Source organism: Sphingobium sp. AP49 (assembly GCF_000281715.2).
GTDB lineage: Bacteria > Pseudomonadota > Alphaproteobacteria > Sphingomonadales > Sphingomonadaceae > Sphingobium.
Genome location: NZ_CP124576.1, coordinates 94,721 through 113,193, shown reverse-complemented (window position 1 = coordinate 113,193; position 18,473 = coordinate 94,721). Strand labels below are relative to the sequence as shown.

Annotated in this window: 15 protein-coding genes; 7 read left to right on the top strand and 8 right to left on the bottom strand. The window is 63.1% G+C overall.

Features of this window, described 5'->3' with window-relative positions; all coding sequences use genetic code 11:
• Window positions 1-133 precede the first annotated feature (133 nt).
• A complete protein-coding gene (locus PMI04_RS00545; RefSeq protein ID WP_007704179.1) occupies window positions 134-409 on the top strand; it encodes an HU family DNA-binding protein in 276 nt (91 codons plus the stop codon).
• A 179-nt stretch (window positions 410-588) separates the two neighbouring features.
• A complete protein-coding gene (locus PMI04_RS00540; protein ID WP_007704177.1) occupies window positions 589-1,140 on the top strand; it encodes a phosphotyrosine protein phosphatase in 552 nt (183 codons plus the stop codon).
• Here the strand turns inward: PMI04_RS00540 and PMI04_RS00535 are convergent.
• The 4 genes from PMI04_RS00535 to PMI04_RS00520 all read right to left on the bottom strand — a co-directional run bounded on the left by PMI04_RS00535 (window position 1,109) and on the right by PMI04_RS00520 (window position 5,732).
• Window positions 1,109-2,320: a hypothetical protein gene (locus PMI04_RS00535; RefSeq protein WP_007704174.1), complete on the bottom strand. Its 1,212-nt coding sequence runs from the start codon at window positions 2,318-2,320 to the stop codon at window positions 1,109-1,111. The two genes, PMI04_RS00540 and PMI04_RS00535, sit on opposite strands and share 32 nt — an antisense overlap.
• Entirely contained in the window at window positions 2,317-3,297 is a 981-nt protein-coding gene (locus PMI04_RS00530) for a hypothetical protein (protein WP_007704171.1), read from the bottom strand. The genes PMI04_RS00535 and PMI04_RS00530 overlap by 4 nt, the downstream gene beginning before the upstream one ends.
• 154 nt (window positions 3,298-3,451) lie before the next feature.
• Entirely contained in the window at window positions 3,452-3,949 is a 498-nt protein-coding gene (locus PMI04_RS00525) for a flavin reductase family protein (protein ID WP_007704168.1), read from the bottom strand.
• An 88-nt stretch (window positions 3,950-4,037) separates the two neighbouring features.
• The gene (locus PMI04_RS00520; protein WP_007704164.1) at window positions 4,038-5,732 is read right to left on the bottom strand and encodes an acyl-CoA dehydrogenase; all 1,695 of its coding nucleotides are present in this window, start codon (window positions 5,730-5,732) and stop codon (window positions 4,038-4,040) included.
• Here PMI04_RS00520 and cofE point away from each other — a divergent pair.
• The 3 genes from cofE to cofC are packed head-to-tail and all read left to right on the top strand — an operon-like array spanning window position 5,682 to window position 8,102.
• A complete protein-coding gene (cofE, locus tag PMI04_RS00515; RefSeq protein ID WP_238535859.1) occupies window positions 5,682-6,587 on the top strand; it encodes a coenzyme F420-0:L-glutamate ligase in 906 nt (301 codons plus the stop codon). The genes PMI04_RS00520 and cofE overlap by 51 nt on opposite strands.
• Window positions 6,584-7,513 (top strand): 2-phospho-L-lactate transferase, encoded by a 930-nt coding sequence (gene cofD, locus PMI04_RS00510; protein ID WP_007704158.1) that lies wholly within the window; start codon window positions 6,584-6,586, stop codon window positions 7,511-7,513. The genes cofE and cofD overlap by 4 nt, the downstream gene beginning before the upstream one ends.
• Before the next feature lies 1 nt (window position 7,514).
• Entirely contained in the window at window positions 7,515-8,102 is a 588-nt protein-coding gene (gene cofC / locus PMI04_RS00505; protein ID WP_037485094.1) for a 2-phospho-L-lactate guanylyltransferase, read from the top strand.
• Here cofC and PMI04_RS00500 read toward each other — a convergent pair.
• Window positions 8,099-10,360 carry an NADP-dependent malic enzyme gene (locus tag PMI04_RS00500; RefSeq protein ID WP_037485092.1) on the bottom strand — a complete coding sequence of 754 codons (2,262 nt, stop codon included), beginning with the start codon at window positions 10,358-10,360 and terminating at the stop codon, window positions 8,099-8,101. The genes cofC and PMI04_RS00500 overlap by 4 nt on opposite strands.
• A 137-nt stretch (window positions 10,361-10,497) precedes the next feature.
• Here PMI04_RS00500 and mutS point away from each other — a divergent pair, with 137 nt between their 5' ends.
• Both mutS and PMI04_RS00490 read left to right on the top strand, forming a co-directional pair.
• A complete protein-coding gene (gene mutS / locus PMI04_RS00495) occupies window positions 10,498-13,140 on the top strand; it encodes a DNA mismatch repair protein MutS (protein WP_007704149.1) in 2,643 nt (880 codons plus the stop codon).
• Between the two features lie 9 nt (window positions 13,141-13,149).
• Entirely contained in the window at window positions 13,150-15,912 is a 2,763-nt protein-coding gene (locus PMI04_RS00490; protein WP_007704147.1) for a [protein-PII] uridylyltransferase, read from the top strand.
• 6 nt (window positions 15,913-15,918) lie between these two features.
• Here the strand turns inward: PMI04_RS00490 and PMI04_RS00485 are convergent, their stop codons facing one another.
• The 3 genes from PMI04_RS00485 to xth are packed head-to-tail and all read right to left on the bottom strand — an operon-like array spanning window position 15,919 to window position 18,274.
• On the bottom strand, window positions 15,919-16,419 hold the full coding sequence (locus PMI04_RS00485) for a L,D-transpeptidase family protein (protein WP_007704146.1): 501 nt from the start codon (window positions 16,417-16,419) through the stop codon (window positions 15,919-15,921).
• The gene (gene ribA, locus PMI04_RS00480; protein ID WP_007704145.1) at window positions 16,416-17,477 is read right to left on the bottom strand and encodes a GTP cyclohydrolase II; all 1,062 of its coding nucleotides are present in this window, start codon (window positions 17,475-17,477) and stop codon (window positions 16,416-16,418) included. Before ribA ends, PMI04_RS00485 begins: the two co-directional genes overlap by 4 nt.
• Entirely contained in the window at window positions 17,477-18,274 is a 798-nt protein-coding gene (gene xth / locus PMI04_RS00475; protein ID WP_007704141.1) for an exodeoxyribonuclease III, read from the bottom strand. Before xth ends, ribA begins: the two co-directional genes overlap by 1 nt.
• Between the last annotated feature and the right edge of the window lie 199 nt (window positions 18,275-18,473).

Below are 18,473 nucleotides of genomic sequence, written 5' to 3'. Positions count from 1 at the left end.
CCACCGACCCGGCGAGGCGACAAAAAAGCCCGGTAACCGGACTTTTAAGGCTAAAGTCACGCTCGGGAACGATGGACCTCGCCTTTCCTCGCAGCTATGCAGTGGGCGCCAACAACAAAGGAAAGTCTATTCCATGAACAACAGCGACCTCGCCGACAGCCTGGCTTCGGCCCACAACGTCACCAAGGCCGACGCCCGCAAGCTGGTCGATGGCGTGTTTGCCGCAATCGCCGATGCCGCCGCGAAGGGCGAAGAAGTTTCGCTGAACGGTTTCGGCAAGTTCAAGGTCAAGGACACGCCCGCTCGCGAAGGCCGCAACCCTTCGACTGGCGCGACCATTCAGATCGCTGCCGCCAAGAAGCTGACCTTCACGCCTGCCAAGGCGGTCAAGGACAAGCTGAACGGCTGAAATACTGGCCCGGTGCCCGCCTAACGGCCGTGGCACCGGGTTCATTCGGCCTGCATCCTCCGGTCCCGCACGGATGGAAAGCGGCCTCCCGGGTAAAGGGAAATCGCAACCAGTATTGACTAGGATGGTGCGATGATCCTGCATTTCCTCCCTGGCATCGACGATCGCGTCGGTTCGTCATGATCCGGCGTCGTTTCGGTACATTCCGCGGACTCGTACGGCTCGCCCTATCCTATCCCCAGCTTGCGCTGGGCCGGTCTGGCAGCCGGCATCCGAATCCAGCGGCCGTCCAACGGCTGGTTTTTGTTTGTCAGGGCAATATCTGCCGCAGCGCCTTTGCCGATGTCAGCGCACGCAAGGCTGGAATGCGATCGGCATCCTTCGGCCTATCGACGACAACGGGACGACCAGCGCATCATCCAGCCATCGTTGCGGCACATGGATTGGGATATGACCTGTCGGCCCATCGTGCGGTCGATCTGGCCGATTACAGCCCCCAAGAAGGCGATTTGCTGCTGGCCATGGAAGTGCGGCAACTCCACAGGCTTGCCGCCGACCCCCGGCTCGCAGCCATGCCGCGCCAGCTACTGGGGTACTGGACCCGGCCCATGATACCGCACCTGCACGATCCATACGGTCTGGACGATCAGTATATGGCCCTTTGCCTGGCACGGATCGAAGGTGCCATCGATGCCCTGATCAACGCTTTTCCAGGTGCGCGACTTTCCTGAATATCTGCCAGATATCCCGGGCAAAGGGACGCGGATCTGCCAGCGAGAAAACATAATAGCGTGTTCTTAGACTGAAAAATCCGACCAGATATTCGGTCAGCTCCGCAAAGGGGCGTACTTGGAAAAAGGGATCGCTGATCCGTTCACGTGCGAAGAACAGGCGCAATAGCCGCTTGGTTTCCGGCACCATGTAGCGTGCGCGCAAATCATCGCGCGGGACAGGCGCCGCATCGCGCTGGCACAATATGGCGCGGCGATAGGATTCCCAGGCGAAATGCGCGCCGCAATGATGCGCAAGGGGCAGACTACCCCAATAACGGCCATTCACCTCCATCAGCCAATAGCGGCCGCTGTCTGCCTCATAGCGATATTCGACCATCGCGGGTCCGTCCCAACCCAGCGCGCGCAACAGCGTTTCGGACAGGATCATTTGCGGGCCGTGCAGCGTGCGGGGTTCCGCCTGGCACAAGGTCGACACGCCCCCTTCCGGCGGCCATTCGTGCAGGCGGCGATGCTGGAAACGCAGGGTCGCCACGCCGTCGGCCATGAACAGCATCTGCCCCAGACCCGTCCCGGCACAATATTGCTGGATCAATGGCCAGATGCCGATCGGATGGTAACGTGCGAGCAGCGCCTGCAGCGCATCAGGCGTGCTGACATATTCCGCCTTGATCCATTCCAGCCCGGCCCGCTCCAGAAGCGGCATGACCGCAGGTGGATTGGCCCATTTTGCTACCAATGGATAGGGCATGGCGGCGGCATGCGCGGCGAAATCATCGCCTGCCATGGGCTGCCAGGTTTGCGGCACCAGCAAGCCCTGGGCAGATGCCACGGCCAACGTCCGGCGCTTGTCGATCACCTGCTGCAGCGGATCGATGCGCGGCACCAATATATGGCAGCCGTCAATCATCGCCGGCAATCGCGCCAAGTCCAGCAAGTCGGTTTCCGATATGGCGATCACCGCACGAGCGCCGGTCTGGGTAATCAGGCGCGGCAGCCAGTCGGCAATGGGACCGGCAGGACGCGCAGTCACGCTGCGGCAATAATGTGAGGCCGCAGCGATGGCCGTATCCGGCCCTACGCCATGAACCGGTACGCCATGTGCGCCCAGTTCCCGCACCACCGTGAGACCGATCGCATTTTCCAGGCCCAGAACGATCGCGCCGGGAAGGCCGTTCATGCGGGCACCAGCCGATGTTCGTAGCGCCAGGTCGCCCAGGCTTGCTGTGCGATGCGCAGGCCAGTACGCAGCCGATTGGGTGGCACGCGGGTCAGGCGCCGCGCCGGGGCGTCTGCCAGGGAGGTGGATAGATCATGGAAGCCTGCGGGCCTCATATCAGGTTCACCTGCCGCGGTTCGGCATAATTGCTCGAACCGGCGCATGACCGCGCGGTTGGGCCGTCGCCGATCCCGCGACAGCATCTCAAAACTATGCGTGACGACCACGAAGGCGTCGTGCCCCTGGCGCGCAGCATGGCGCAGACCCGCGCGCATCTCGGTCGCTGACATGGCGCAGATCTGGGCCGGGCGAAAACCGCCGGGCCGATCGACGATCCCGGATACCGGCAGTTCGACAAGCCCCTGGATCCGGATGGGGCCGATCTGTTCCGCCGCCATGGCGATATCGCAACCATGTTCAAGATAGGCGGGGTTGACGCTGCTATCCCAGCCAAGGCCGATGGCCGTCAATGCGCGCAGCGTATCGTCATTGGCCCCGAAATTCCCCGCGCGGAACGCGGTGATCGTCGGCGCGCCGGCCTGTTCCAGCAGATCACGGCCAAGGCCGAGCAAGACTATCTGATCGGCCAGCGAGAAATCGGCGATATTTTGGCCCTGACGCTTCTCAACCGGCGATACCGGTGCCCAGGCGAGCCATTCACTGTGCAGATGCAGTTGTACCTCATGCCCCCGCGCAACGATTGCACCAACGATCGGCTTGAGAAATTCGGGTCCATGAATCAGCGCTGGCAATGGGTCGAGAAAAAAGACGCCCTTCAAACCGAAACGGTCCATCAGATCCATCTGCCAGCCGATGCCGAAGGCCCCGGCCGCAGTCTCGCCCCAGATCGACTGGCGCACATTTTCATCAAGACCAATCCCCCGCTGATGCAACGCGGCAGACAATTCGGTATCGACGGTGATGAGAAGCGCAGTCATATCGGTCCGATCCGGTATGGAGGCAATCATAGGCGGCAGATGTTAAGCACCCGTAATGTTGCCCGCCAATGTACGGCCCGTTAACGGTTTTTCACCGGGATTTCCCCCTTTTTCTCCCATCTCATGAAAAAGACGATGCCGACGTGGCTATTCCTTACTGGAGCAGGGAGAATTCACCGTAGCTGCCTTGGAAGAACAATAGCGGCCGATCAGGTCGCTCCACCTCCAGCGCGACGACACGCCCCAGAACGATATAATGGTCCCCGGCCTCATGCACCGCATGCAGGGTGCAATCGATCCAGGCCACGACATCATCCAGGATCGGCGATCCGTTGTCGGACACTCGATGCGATACGCCTGCGAACTTGTCGGGTCCGGGTGCAGCCAGTTGACGGCACAGTGGCTGCTGATCGCTGGCAAGGACATTCACGCAGAATTTGCCGACTTGCGCGATACGCGGCCAACTGCCCGAACTTTTGGCCGGGAAGAAGGCGACCAAGGGCGGATCGAGCGAAACGGAGGTGAACGAGCCGACCACCATGCCGACCGGCATGCCATCCTCCCCCGCCGCCGTCACGACGCATACACCGGTGGGATAATGCCCCAGCACGCGACGAAAAGTGCCGCCGTCGATATCGGGTATGTCGTTCATGTCCGCACCGTTTCGCTTGCCTTGCCTATCGCATCCGTCTTTTCAGGACTGGCCAAGGCAAGGCAAGCGAAACCGACGTGAGAAATGATCAAGCGAAGGCGTCGGTGGACAACATATAGAATGCTTCCGCCGGCGCGCTGGCCGCTGCCGCCAGACCTTCGGCCTCCGGCACGATCTGGTCGAGGTAGAAGCGAGCGCTCGCCCGCTTGCGCGCGGCGAAATCGGTACCATCGCTGTCCGACACGATACGGGCCTGCCGCTCGACCAGCCAGCCACATACCGCCACCGACAACATGGTAAGGAAGGGAGTGCTTCCCGCCAGCCGGTCCAATGCGTCCGCCTGCGCCATGCGCTCGCCGATCGTGCGGCAGCGCGCGATCAGAGCGCAAAGCGCGTCATGTTCAGCCTCGCCCTCCATATCGGCCAACAAGCCAGCAAAGGCCGCGCCGCCGTCCAGCCCCAGCTTGCGTCCGACCAAATCCGCCGCCTGGATGCCGTTGGTGCCTTCATAGATCGGGAAGATACGGGAATCGCGGAAGAACTGAGCTACCCCGGTCTCCTCGATGAAGCCCATGCCGCCATGGACCTGAATGCCGATCGAGGCGACTTCGCAACCAATATCGGTCGCATGCGCCTTGGCAAGTGGCGTGAGTAGCGCCACCCGGCTGACCGCCGCCGCATCGCCGCCATGCGCCCGATCGCCCTGGCCGGCGGTATAATAGACCAGCGCCCGCGCGGCATCGGTCTGCGCGCGCATGCGCAGCAGCATCCGACGCACGTCGGGATGCTCGATGATCGCGACCGGGCTGCGATCGGCCGATCCTGCCCGGGCGGACTGAATACGCTGCTTGGCATAGGCGACTGCCGCCTGGGTCGCACCCTCGGCAGCATGAACCCCCTGAAGTCCAACAAACAGGCGTGCATTGTTCATCATCGTGAACATCGCGCGCATACCGCCATGCTCCGGTCCGATCAGTTCACCAATACAGTCATCCTCCTCACCAAAGCTCATGACACAGGTCGGCGAACCATGAAGGCCGAGCTTGTGCTCGATCGATATTGCACGGGCATCGTTGAAGGCGCCGGGCGTCCCATCCCCGTTCAGCCGATATTTGGGGACGAGAAAGAGCGATATCCCCTTCGTCCCTTCCGGTGCACCGGGGGTACGAGCGAGGACGAGGTGAACAATATTCTCAGCCATATCATGGTCACCAAAGGAGATGAAAATCTTCGTCCCCTTGATCGACCATGTCCCATCGCCGCGCGGAGTGGCCCGGGTCTTGAGCGCGCCGACGTCCGATCCCGCCTGTGGTTCGGTGAGGTTCATGGTGCCGGTCCATTCGCCCGTCACCAACTTGGGCAGCCAGGTCGCCTTCTGCATGGCGCTGCCATGATGGCTGATCGCCTCAACCGCGCCGCTCGACAAAATCGGGCAGAGCGCCAGCGTGGTATTGGCACAGCCCAGCGTGTCGATCACGGCCACCTGGAGCGCGAAAGGCAAACCCTGCCCGCCAAATTCCTCTGCCACACCGATCGTACCCCAGCCGCCCGACACGAAATCGCGATAGGCCGCAGCGAAACCGGTCGGGGTCTGCACGCCCTCCGGCGTCCAGCGTGCACCTTCACGGTCACCGGCAATACGCAGCGGCGCCCATTGATCCGCGGCGATCTGGCCGGCTCCCTCCAGCACGGCATCGACGATATCGCCATCCAGTGCGTCGAGGCCAACGACATGCTCAAGCACGAAACGTTGATCGGCTATCGGGGGAATGAAGCTGCTCAAGGGACCGGTCTCCTGGTATTCGATCTGTTTGCTTTACGCGAACGTAAAGGTCACGTCATCGCTACACTCTTTCGGGCGCGCGCGCTACAGCGCAGCATGATCGCGATTCATCCGCTTATTGATCTGCCGGAAATCGAACCCGGTGACGATCTGCCTGCCCTCCTCCACGTCAGTCTGGCAGCGGCAGGATTACTACCGTTTCAGCCGCAGGATGTGCTGGTTGTGACGCAGAAGATCATTTCCAAGGCCGAAGGACGATTCGTCGATCTGGATGACGTCACACCGGGCGACGCCGCGCGAGACCTGTCCGAAACCACGCGAAAGGATCCTCGCCTGGTGCAGTTGGTGCTGGATGAGGCAGCAAGCGTAGTGCGTGCCGTGCCGCATGTACTGATCACCCGTCACAGGCTGGGCCATGTCATGGCCAATAGCGGTATCGACCGATCCAATATCGGTCCGGACGGCGGTGAGCGGGCGCTGCTGCTGCCGGTCGATCCCGATGGATCAGCCGTCGTCCTGCGCGCCGCTCTAGGCGCAGCCGACGACAACCCACCGGCTATCGTCATTTCCGACAGTTTCGGGCGGCCATGGCGCCACGGCGTCACCGCCGTCGCGATCGGCGCGGCCGGTCTGCCCGCTTTGGTCGATCGGCGTGGCGACATTGATCGCGATGGACGACGGTTGGAGGTCACCCAGATTGCATTGGGTGACCAGATTGCAACCGCCGCCGCACTGGCGACGGGAGAGGGGGCGGAAGGCGTGCCTGCCGTGCTGATCCGGGGCCTGACCTATCCTGCGGGAGATGCTCCCGCGACCGCGCAAGTCCGGCCGCTGGAAGAGGATCTGTTCCGATGAGCAAACGCGTCGTCATCCTGACTGGAGGCGTTGGCGGCGCCAAACTCGTGCTGGGGCTGATGCAGATAATGCCAGCGGAGCGGATCACCGCGATCGTCAACACCGGCGACGATTTCGAGCATCTAGGTCTTGCCATCTCGCCCGATCTCGACACGCTGCTCTATACATTGTCCGGCAAGGCCAATGCGGCGCAGGGCTGGGGCCGCGATGGCGAGAGCTGGCAGTTCATGGACGCACTGAAATCGCTAGGCGGCGAGGACTGGTTCCTGCTTGGTGACGGCGACATGGCGCTCCATGTGCTGCGGACCCGATTGCTGGCGACGGGCAATCCGCTCAGTGCCGTGACGGCCCGGTTCGCCAAAGCATGGGGCGTCGATATTGCCATGCTACCTATGACGGACGATCCCGTCGCGACCCATTTGACCACCGATGAGGGCGATCTGCCCTTCCAACATTATTTCGTGGCCCGCCGTTGCGCGCCCAAGGTACAGGCCATCCGCTTCGAGGGCGCCGATCATGCAAGTCCGGCCCCCGGGGTGCTGGAGGCGATTGCAGAGGCAGACGCAATCCTCATCGCACCATCCAATCCCTGGCTAAGCGTCGATCCACTGCTCGCAGTGCCAGGAATCCGTACCGCATTGGAAACCGCCAAGGCTCCGATCGTTGCCGTGTCGCCGATTGTCGGGGGACAGGCGGTCAAGGGTCCCACCGCCAAATTGATGAGCGAACTAGGCCTCGGCATCACCAACACCTCCATCGCTGCTCACTATAACGGCGTGATCGACGGACTTCTGGTGGATATGCGCGATGGCGACGAAGACCTCTCCCTGTCCCACATGGTCACCGACACGCTGATGCAAACGCTGGACGATCGCGCCCGGGTGGCACAGGCAGCGCTGGACCTCGCTGCGCGGCTGGCGAGCTGAATTGACCTGCTGGATCGTCATTCCGATCAAGGCGCCGAAGGAATGCAAAACCCGGCTGCGGGGCGTATTGGATGATGAATCGCGGGAAGGATTGGTTGCGGCGATGCTGGCCGATGTGATCGCCGCAGCACGCGCGGTGCCCGGCGATATGCGCGTCGCACTATTGGGACCGGCTCGTCCCAAACTACCCGAAGACATGTACCTGCTGGCGGATCCCGGGCAGGGGCTCAATGCCGCCCTGACCAGCGCCCGCAATGCCGCATTGACAGCGGGAGTAAGCCGTATCCTGTTCCTGTCTGCCGACCTGCCTCATGTCAGCGCGGACGAGATTATGGCTCTGATCGATGTGCCGACCGATATCATCGCCATTGCGCCGGACGGAGCAGGAACCGGCACCAATGCGTTGTCGCTGCCCTTGCCTGGCGCGCGCAACTTCAGCCCGAACTATGGCGAAGCGAGCCTCGCCGCCCATCGGGCCGAAACGGTACGACTTGGATTGAAACTGTCGCTGATCGAGCGGCCCGGGCTGGCCTTCGATGTTGACCAGCCCGCCGATCTGGCGGGACTCATGCCCCGCCAGATCGATTAGAGCGCGATACCACCCGCTGCCAGCACCGCCAGCGTCAACAGTTCCGAGGCATTCGACGCCATCGTCGCAATCTGTACCGACTTTTCCATGCCGACCAGAACCGGGCCGATCATCGACGTGCCACCCAGTTCGCGCAGCAGCTTGGCCGAGATATTGGCCGATTGCAGCCCCGGCATAACCAGCACATTGGCGGGGCCAGACAGGCGGCTGAACGGGTAATTCTTCATCACGGCGGGATTGAGCGCTGCATCCGCCGTCATCTCGCCCTCATATTCAAAGTCGACCTGGCGCTCGTCCAGCATCTTCACCGCGTCGCGCACATTGTCGAGAAAGGCGCCCGGGGGGTTCCCGAAATTGGAGTAGGAGAGGAAGGCGACGCGCGGATCATGGCCCATGCGCCGCGCGACCGCGACGGTACCCTCGGCAATGTCGGCCAGTTCGGCGGCGGTAGGCCGTTCATTGACGGTGGTGTCCGCCAGGAAGACCGTCTTTTCCTTCGCGACGACGACATGGATGCCGAAGGGGGTCCGTCCGGCGGCCGGGTCCATCACCCGCTTCACCTCGCGCAGGGTCTGCGCATAGGGCCGGGTCATGCCCGTGATCATCGCGTCGGCGACCCCCATCTTGACCAGCAAGGTGCCGAAGATGTTGCGGTCGCGATTGACCATACGCTCACAATCGCGGCGCAGATAACCGCGGCGCTGTAGCCGCTTGTAAAGCAGGTCGACCATGTCGGGCACCAGCGGCGAATTGACGCTGTTGTGCAACTCGAAGCTTTCCGGATCCTGGACACCCAGCGCCTTGAGCTTCTCTACGACTTCGCCGCGACCGACCAGAACCGGAATGCCATAGCCCAGCTCGCGGAACTGGATGGCGGCGCGCAGCACCACTTCCTCTTCCGCCTCGGCAAAGACGACCCGCTTGGGATTGGCCTTGGCGATTTCATAGGCGCTGGTGAGGACCGAGGTAGTCGGATTCAGCCGGGCCTTAAGAGAGTCGCGATAGGCCGCCATGTCGGCGATCGGCTTCTGGGCAACGCCGGTATCCATTGCCGCCTGGGCGACGGCGGCGGGCACGACCTCCATCAGGCGCGGATCGAACGGCGCGGGGATGATATAGTCGGGGCCGAAGCTGTGCGAACGGCCATAGGCCTTTGCCACTTCCTCGGGCACCTGCTCGCGCGCGAGGTCGGCGATCGCCTTGGCGGCGGCCAGCTTCATCGGCTCGTTGATGCCGGTCGCCCGGACGTCGAGTGCCCCCCGAAAGATGAATGGGAAGCCCAGGACGTTATTGACCTGGTTCGGGAAATCGGAACGGCCGGTGGCGACGATCGCGTCGGGACGGACGGCATGGGCGTCGGGCGGCAGGATTTCGGGATCAGGGTTGGCCATGGCGAAGATGATCGGGTTGGCGGCCATCGACTTCACCATATCCTGCGACATGGCGCCGGCGACGGACAGGCCGAGAAACACGTCGGCGCCCTTGACGGCTTCGGTGAGAGTGCGCGCATCAGTCTTGACCGCATGGGCCGACTTCCACTGGTTCATGCCCTCGGTGCGGCCCTGGTAGATCACGCCCTTGCTGTCGCACATGATGACATTGTCATTGGGCACGCCCAGCGCCTTGATCAGTTCGGTGCAGCTGATGGAAGCGGCCCCCGCACCGTTCACCACCACCTTCATATCCTTCATGTCACGGCCGGTCAGCAGCGCGGCATTGATGACGCCTGCCGCCGCGATGATGGCGGTGCCGTGCTGGTCGTCATGGAAGACCGGAATGTTCATCCGCTCTTTCAAAGTCTGCTCGATGATGAAGCATTCAGGCGCCTTGATGTCCTCAAGGTTGATGCCACCGAAGGTCGGCTCCATCAGTTCGACCGCGTCGATGAAGCGATCGACATCCTCGGTCTTGAGTTCGATGTCGATACTATCGACGTCGGCGAAACGTTTGAAGAGGACGGCCTTGCCCTCCATCACCGGCTTGGACGCCAGCGCACCGAGATTGCCAAGACCCAGAATCGCCGTACCGTTGGAAATGACCGCAACCAGATTGCCCTTGGCGGTATAGTCATAGGCGGTCGCCGGATCGGCGGCGATCGCGCGCACCGGCACCGCGACGCCAGGCGAATAGGCAAGCGAGAGATCGCGCTGCGTCGCCATCGGCTTGGACGCAATGATCTCGATCTTGCCGGGTCGGCCGGTCGCGTGGAAGAACAGCGCTTCGCGCTCGGAAAATTCCACATTCGACTTTTCGGTCATCGGGCTACCCATATAATGGAACAATAGGGCCGCCCTAGCGGCAAGATTATCTTGTGGGCAAGTGCGAGAAGCGCAATTTTCCTGCCCTTTGGCGAAGCTCTGGTTTCAGCGGAGCGATCAGGCTATCCGCTTGCCCCATGGCCAATTCGACCTCCAACACCACACAGCCTACACCGATGATGGCGCAATATCTCGCGCTCAAGGCGGAGGCGCAGGATTGTCTGCTTTTCTACCGCATGGGCGATTTCTTCGAACTCTTCTTCGATGATGCCAAGATGGCGGCGGCGACGCTCGATATCGCGCTGACCAGTCGAGGCGAACATGGCGGTGAACCGATCCCGATGTGCGGCGTGCCCGCGCACAGCGCCGAGTCCTATCTCGCCCGGCTGATCAAGGGCGGACATCGCGTCGCCATCGCCGAACAGACCGAGAGCCCGGCCGAGGCCAAGGCGCGCGGCGGCAAGACTCTCGTCGCGCGCGCCATCGTCCGGTACGTTACCGCCGGTACGCTGACCGAGGAGACGCTGCTCGACAGCCGGCGCGACAATATGCTGGTCGCGCTCGCCCAGACCGGCGGGGAAGGCGAACTGGGCCTGGCGGCCGCCGATATCTCGACCGGCCGGTTCGAGACGATGACAGTGCGCACCGCCGATCTGCCAGCCGAACTCGCCCGCCTAAGGCCAAGCGAGGTGGTGATCGCCGAGGGATCAATGATCGAGGTCTCCAATGGCCACGCTTTCGACAAGGCGGCCTTTTCGAGCATCCGTGCCGAAGAGGCATTGAAGCGCCTGTTCGCGGTCGCGACGCTGGATGGCTTCGGCCAGTTCAGTCGCGCCGAGTTGGCGGCGATGGGCGGACTGATCGGCTATTTGGACCATGCGGGAAAGGGCACCCTGCCTTTCCTGGCGCCGCCGCTGCGCAAGACCAGCGGCGCCCATATCGCGATCGATGCCGCGACGCGCGAGAGCCTGGAGATCGTCGCGACCACCGGCGGCACCCGATCGGGCAGCCTGCTGGGTGCGATCGACCGCACCGTGACCGGGGCGGGCGCCCGCCTGCTGGCGCAGGATCTGTCGGCGCCGTTGATGGATGCACCGCTGATTGACGCACGCCTGGGCCTGGTCCAGCTGTTCCATGATGATGCCATATTGCGCGGCCAGCTCCGCGCGGCGCTGCGCGCGCTGCCCGATATCGGCCGTGCGCTGGGCCGTGTCGCCGTAGGCCGGGGTAGTCCGCGCGATCTGGGCCAGTTGCGCGATGGGCTGGGGGAAGCGCGATTGCTGCGGGAACGGCTGGGGCGCCTGGTCGATCAGCCCCTATTGCTGACGCAATTGCTACCCGCTCTGGATGGCCATGGCGCGTTGGTCGATGCGCTGGCGCGCGCGCTGGTGCCCAGCCCGCCGACCGAGACCAATAATGGCGGCTATATCGCCGACGGTTTCGATCCGGCGCTGGACGAACTGCGCCGCCTGGCCGGAGACGGCCGCCGCGCGATCGCCGCGCTGGAGGCGCAATATCGCGAGCAGACCGGGATCAGCGCGCTCAAGATCCGCCATAATGGCGTGCTGGGCTATCATGTCGAGGTGCCGGCCCGCGCTGCCGACCAGCTGATGCAGCCCGACAGCGGTTTCACCCATCGCCAGACGCTGGCCGGGGTCGTGCGCTTCAATTCGATCGACCTGCACGAACAGGCCGGGCGGGTGGCACAGGCCGGTGCCCATGCACTGGTGGCGGAAGCCGCTCATCTTGAAACGCTGATCGATGCGGTGCTGGACCGCAAGGCCGACATCGCCCGCGCCGCCGATGCGCTGGCGCGGCTGGACGTCGCCGCGGCGCTGGCCGAACGGGCGGCCGAGGGTGGGTGGCAGCGCCCCCATTTCGTGGTCGAGGACGGGGTCGGCCCCTGTCTAGACATTGTCGGAGGCCGCCATCCGGTGGTCGAGGATGCGCTGCGTGCGCAGGGCCAGCCCTTCGTCGCCAATGATTGCCGCCTGGTCGCGACCGACCGGCTGTGGCTGGTCACCGGCCCGAACATGGGCGGTAAGTCGACCTTCCTGCGGCAAAATGCGCTGATCGTCATCCTCGCCCAGGCAGGCGCCTTCGTGCCGGCGGAATCGGCAACGCTGACCCTGGTCGACCGGCTGTTCAGCCGCGTCGGCGCATCCGACAATCTGGCGCGCGGCCGGTCCACCTTCATGGTCGAGATGGTCGAGACCGCAGCCATCCTGGCACAGGCGACCGAACATAGCTTCGTCATCCTGGACGAGGTCGGGCGCGGTACATCCACCTATGACGGGTTGGCGCTCGCCTGGGCAGTGGTCGAGGCTGTGCATGAGGTCAATCGCTGCCGCTGCCTGTTCGCCACCCATTATCATGAGCTGACGCGCCTGGCCGAAACACTCAATGCCCTGTCGCTGCACCATGTGCGGGCGCGGGAATGGAAAGGCGATCTGGTGCTGCTGCACGAACTGGCCGAGGGACCGGCCGATCGCAGCTATGGCCTGGCGGTAGCGCGGCTTGCCGGCCTGCCGCCGATGGTGCTGAAGCGGGCCAAGGATGTGCTGGGCCGGCTGGAAGCGGGCAAGGCGAAGACCGGTGGCATTGCGGCGGGTCTCGACGACCTGCCGTTGTTCGCGAGTGTCGCGGCCCAGCCGGAAGAAATGGTCGATCCGCTGCGTGCCGCGCTCGACAGCATTGACGCCGATACACTGTCCCCGCGTGACGCACTCGATTACATATATCGGCTTAAACAACTGGCCGCCGCCAGTCACGGCGAGTAGACGAAAATCATGGTCATGCAATTCCCCAATCTGGGGTCGCGCCGCGCGATCATCGACCGGCGCGCGATATCCGACAGCATCAACGCCCTGGCGCAAGAGCACCGGGGCGATCCGATCAAGTTGCGCGGCCTGATAGTGAAGGAATTGAAGGCCGCCCTGGAGCATGGTCGTGAGGAAGTCGACCGTCGGCTCGAGGCCAGGCCCACGCGTGGGCGCGAGGCTGTGACCGCCTTTGCCTTCCTGATAGATCAGCTCCTGCGGCTGCTTTACGACGCGACCACCCATCATCTTTATCCGGCCGGGAACCGCAGCACGGGCGAGCGGATCGTGCTGATCGCGGTCGGAGGCTATGGCCGGGGCGAGATGGCGCCCTATAGTGATGTCGACATCGGCTTCATCACCCCTTGGAAGCCGACCGGCTGGACCGAGCAGATCATCGAGTCCATGCTCTACTCGCTGTGGGATCTTGGCCTGAAGGTCGGCCATAGCAGCCGCTCGGTCGACGAAACCATGCGGATGGCCAAGGCTGACCTGACCGTGCGTACAGCTTTGCTGGAGGCCCGTTATGTCTGGGGAGACCGCGCTCTATATGAGGAGGTCGCCGTCCGGTTTGACAGCGAGATCATGCAGGGCACGGCGCGCGCTTTCGTCACCGAAAAGCTGGAGGAACGCGACGAGCGCCACCGCCGCATGGGCGACAGCCGCTATGTCGTCGAACCCAATGTGAAGGAAGGCAAGGGAGGACTGCGCGACCTCCACACGTTGTTCTGGATCGGCAAATATGTGAACCGGGTGAAATCGGTCGCCGAACTCGTCGATGTTGGCCTGCTGACCGAGAGCGAACTACGCCAGTTTCAAAAGGCCGAGGATTTCCTGTGGGCGGTGCGATGTCACCTGCACACCATCACCGGTCGGGCGGAGGACCGTCTGACCTTCGACCTGCAACTGGAAACGGCGACGCGCATGCATTTCACCGCCCGCGCGGGGCGGTCTGGAGTCGAGCGCTTCATGCGCTATTATTTCCTCAATGCGAAGGCCGTCGGTGACTTGACCGCCGTATTCCTCGCCCATCTGGACGACCAGTTGGCCGAACGCGGGCGACGTTACATTCCGTCCATCTTCCGCCGGCCCAAGAAACTGGACGGATTCGTGCTGGAGCGCGGCCGGCTGGCCCTGCCCAGTGACGATTTCTTTCAGGTCGATCCTGTCCGGTTGATCGAGATTTTTGCCGTAGCTGACAAACACGGGTTACAGATTCATCCCAGCGCGATGCGGGCAGCCAGTCGCGATGCCATGTTGATCACCGCCAAGATCCGCAAGGATGCTCGCGCTAATACGGCGTTCCTAGATGTGCTGACATCGCCCCGAGATCCGGAAACGGTGCTGCGCTGGATGAACGAGTCGACCGTGTTCGGTCGCTTCATTCCCGATTTCCGTCGCGTCGTCGCGCAGATGCAGTTCGACATGTATCATCACTATACTGTCGATGAGCATACGATCCGGGCTGTCGGGCTGCTGTCACGGATCGAGAAGGGCGAACTGGCCGCCGATCATCCGTTGGCCACCGAGATCATGGGGAAGATCCTCTCGCGCCGGGTACTCTATGTTGCGGTGCTGTTGCATGACATCGCCAAAGGACGCGGCGGCGACCACAGTATATTGGGTGCGGAAGTCGCCGAGCATCTCTGTCCCCGCCTGGGGTTGACGGCGGCCGAGACCGAAACGGTCGCCTGGCTGGTGCGCTATCATCTGCTGATGTCAGCCACCGCCTTCAAGCGTGACCTGGCCGACTACAAGACCATCCTGGATTTCGTGGAGGTGGTGCAGAGCCCGGAGCGGCTGCGCTTGCTGCTCTGCCTGACCGTGGTCGATATCCGCGCCGTAGGCCCTGGAGTATGGAACAGCTGGAAGCGCCAACTGCTCGGTGACCTCTATGACGCGGCCGAGGAAGTTCTGCGTCTGGGGCACAAGCAGAAGGGGCGCAGCGAACGAGTCATCGCCAAGCAGGAAGCGCTGCGCGAGGCCATGGGTATGGACGAAGCCACCTTCGCCGCATTCAGCAGCCGCATGCCCGAATCCTACTGGATCGCGGAACCCGACGACATATTGGTCCATAATGCGCGGCACATATTGGAGGCGGGGGAATCATCGCTGTCGATCGCGGCGCAATATTATCCGCAGCGCGGCGCTACGCTGGTCACGGTCTATGCCACCGACCATCCCGGCCTGTTCTATCGCATCGCCGGCGCCATCCACCTGGCCGGCGGCAACATCATCGACGCGCGCATCCACACCACGCGCGATGGCGTCGCCATCGACAATTTCCTGGTACAGGATCCGTTCGGCGGCGCCTTCCACAGTCCCGAGCAGCTGGGCCGGATCAAGGCGGCAATCGAAGATTCGCTGTCCAACCGCCATCGCCTGATCACAAAGCTGGAGGCGCGGCCGCTGCCCCGTACCCGCGCCGAAGCCTTTCAGATCGTGCCTAATGTGCTGATCGACAACAAGGCATCGAACCGATTCACCGTGATCGAAGTCAATGCCCGCGATCGGCCAGCCCTGTTGTTCAGCCTCGCCAATGCCCTGTTCCAGTCGAAGGTGACAGTCCACAGCGCCCATGTCGCCACCTATGGCGAGCGCGCGGTCGACACTTTTTATGTCACCGACCTTCTGGGTGGAAAGATTGAAAGCAGGGCGCGGTTGCAAACGCTGGAACGACGCCTTCTGGAAGCAGCCGGAGGCGAGACCAGCGAATTGCTGGAGCGCGCCTGACGTTCGTCAGGCGATGGTCATGACGTCGCCTGGCACCATTAGAGGTAGCAGGCGCAGCATGTCGTCACGATCGATCGCGATGCACCCGGCGGTCGGACGGCCTTCGGAGAGATGAAAGAAGATTGCGCTGCCCATGCCCGGCACCGGCGGCGCATCATTATGGCCCAGGATCACGATGACGTCATAAGCATCATCGCTGCGCTGCAGGCTTTCGGTCGAAAAGGGCCGGGGCAGGCGGACCGGGCGGTTATAGGCGGAATCGGCCGGATCGTCCGACCAGCCATCGCCGGCATGGGTCCAGCGCCAGGGCAGGGTAATGCCAGTGGCAGAGACTTTGCCAGGGCGCAGCAGCACCGCGCGGATCGGCCAGGTACCGATCGGGGTACAACCATCGCCTTCTCGCTTGTCAGCCGCCGCGCAAGCACCGCTACGGCCGATGGTGCAGGCCATGTCGATATCGCCGAACCGCAACCGCCCGGCAGCGACATCGACATAAACGACGTTCATAACTGGTGACCGGTGCGGTCGCGCTTGGTCGCAAGATAGCGTTCATTATGCGGGTTGGCGGGCAGGATGATCGGCAGCCGCTCGACCACGTCGATCCCCGCTGCCTGCAGTCCGGCGACCTTCTGCGGATTGTTGGTGAGCAACCGCACGCCGCCAATACCGAGCAGGTCGAGCATCCGCGCCGCGACCGAAAAATCGCGCGCGTCGATCGCAAAGCCCAGGCGCACATTGGCGTCGACCGTATCGAAGCCCTGATCCTGCAGCGCATAAGCGCGCAACTTGTTGACGAGGCCGATGCCGCGTCCTTCCTGGCGCAGATAGAGCAGCACGCCCCATTGAGCATCAGCGATCTGGTGCAGCGCCTGGTGCAGCTGAGGACCACAATCGCATTTAAGACTGCCAAGCACGTCGCCGGTCAAACATTCGCTGTGGATACGGATCACCGGGGGCGAAGCGTCGCGCCTGCCAACCACCAGCGCGACATGCTCGCGCGGTTCGTCTGGACTGCGAAAGGCGATGATCTCGGCATTCTCACTCGCTGACACCGGTAGGCGCGCGCGGGTGGCGATAGCGAGATGGATGGCATCGTCATAATCGGAGACTTCGTCGGCGCTAACCTCCGCATCAACCGGGCCATTATCTTCCAGCAGGAAATAGGCGGGCAGAATCCCCGCAAGCCGGGCGAGCCGAAGCGCTGCCTTGGCTGCCTGAGGCGCAGACAGCGGACGAGCGCGGAACGGTCCCTTTAGCGGCGAGGCGAGATCGAGCACCGGATCGGAGATGGAAGTCGCGACATCGGCATCGATCCAGGGTGCCCGCTCGATCAGCACCGGCAGGTCGGGATCGGCCGCGGCCAGCTGGTTGGCGAGTTTCAGCGTTTCGGCGCGAGCGGCGGAAATCAGGATATCGGCCTCTCCCCGTGGGTCGAAGCCAGTAAGGGTCACGGCATCCGCCCCCTCGATCGCCATAAGCCGTATCGCGCCGTCGGATGCAGTCAGGCGGATTGCCCAGCCGCGACGTAGCGCATCGATGGCGCGGGCAGCCTCCCGCCCGCTCATCAGAAAGCGAACTCGGTGATGATCGGGATATGATCGGACGGCTTTTCCCAGCTGCGCGTGGGTTCGACGACGCGGTGGGCGATCGCCTTGTCGGCAACATCCTTCGTCATCCACATATGGTCAAGCCGGCGGCCACGATCGGAAGCGGCCCAGTCCTTCGCGCGATAGCTCCACCAGGTATAAAGGCGGGCCGGCGCCGGGTGAAAATGACGGCCGATATCGACCCAGTCGTTCGACGCCTGCAATCGGCCCAGCAATTCGCATTCGACGGGCGTGTGGCTGACCACGTCAAGCAGCTGCTTGTGGCTCCAGACGTCACATTCCAGCGGCGCGATGTTGAAGTCACCGGTCAGGATGGTCGGCTTGTTGTCGAGCGCCCCGGACCACTCGATCATCCGCCCGATGAAGTCGAGCTTCTGGCCGAATTTGGGGTTCACTTCACGGTCGGCGACATCCCCACCGGCAGGGACGTAGACATTCTCGATCCGTACGCCATTGTCGAGGCGGATGCCGACATGGCGCGCTTCACCATTGGCCTGCCAGTCGAACCGGTCATCCTCATGGATCGGCACCTTGCTCATGATCGCGACGCCATGATGCATGCGCTGGCCGTTCAGCACCTGGTGGACATATCCCAGCCGCTTGAACATGTCGGTGGGGAAAATCTCGTTCACCACCTTGGTTTCCTGCAGGCAGAGAATGTCGGGTGCTTCCTCGGTCAGGAAGCGCTCGACGATGTCGATCCGGGCACGGACGCTGTTGATGTTCCAGGATGCAATTGAAAGGGTATCGGCCATGGAAAATGCACCTAGGGTGCCGCGCGTCCGCGTGCAAGCGCTGGACACAGTAAGACCCCCGCTCCGGGGGCGTGGAACGGGGGTCTCGATCGCGCCCTTGAAGCGCTTTGCGACGGGAGGGGTGCCGGGTAACAGGGGGGAAATCCCGGTCTACGTCTCTCGCCGTGAGTCCTATCTAGGTCATTTGATATGAGCGGCA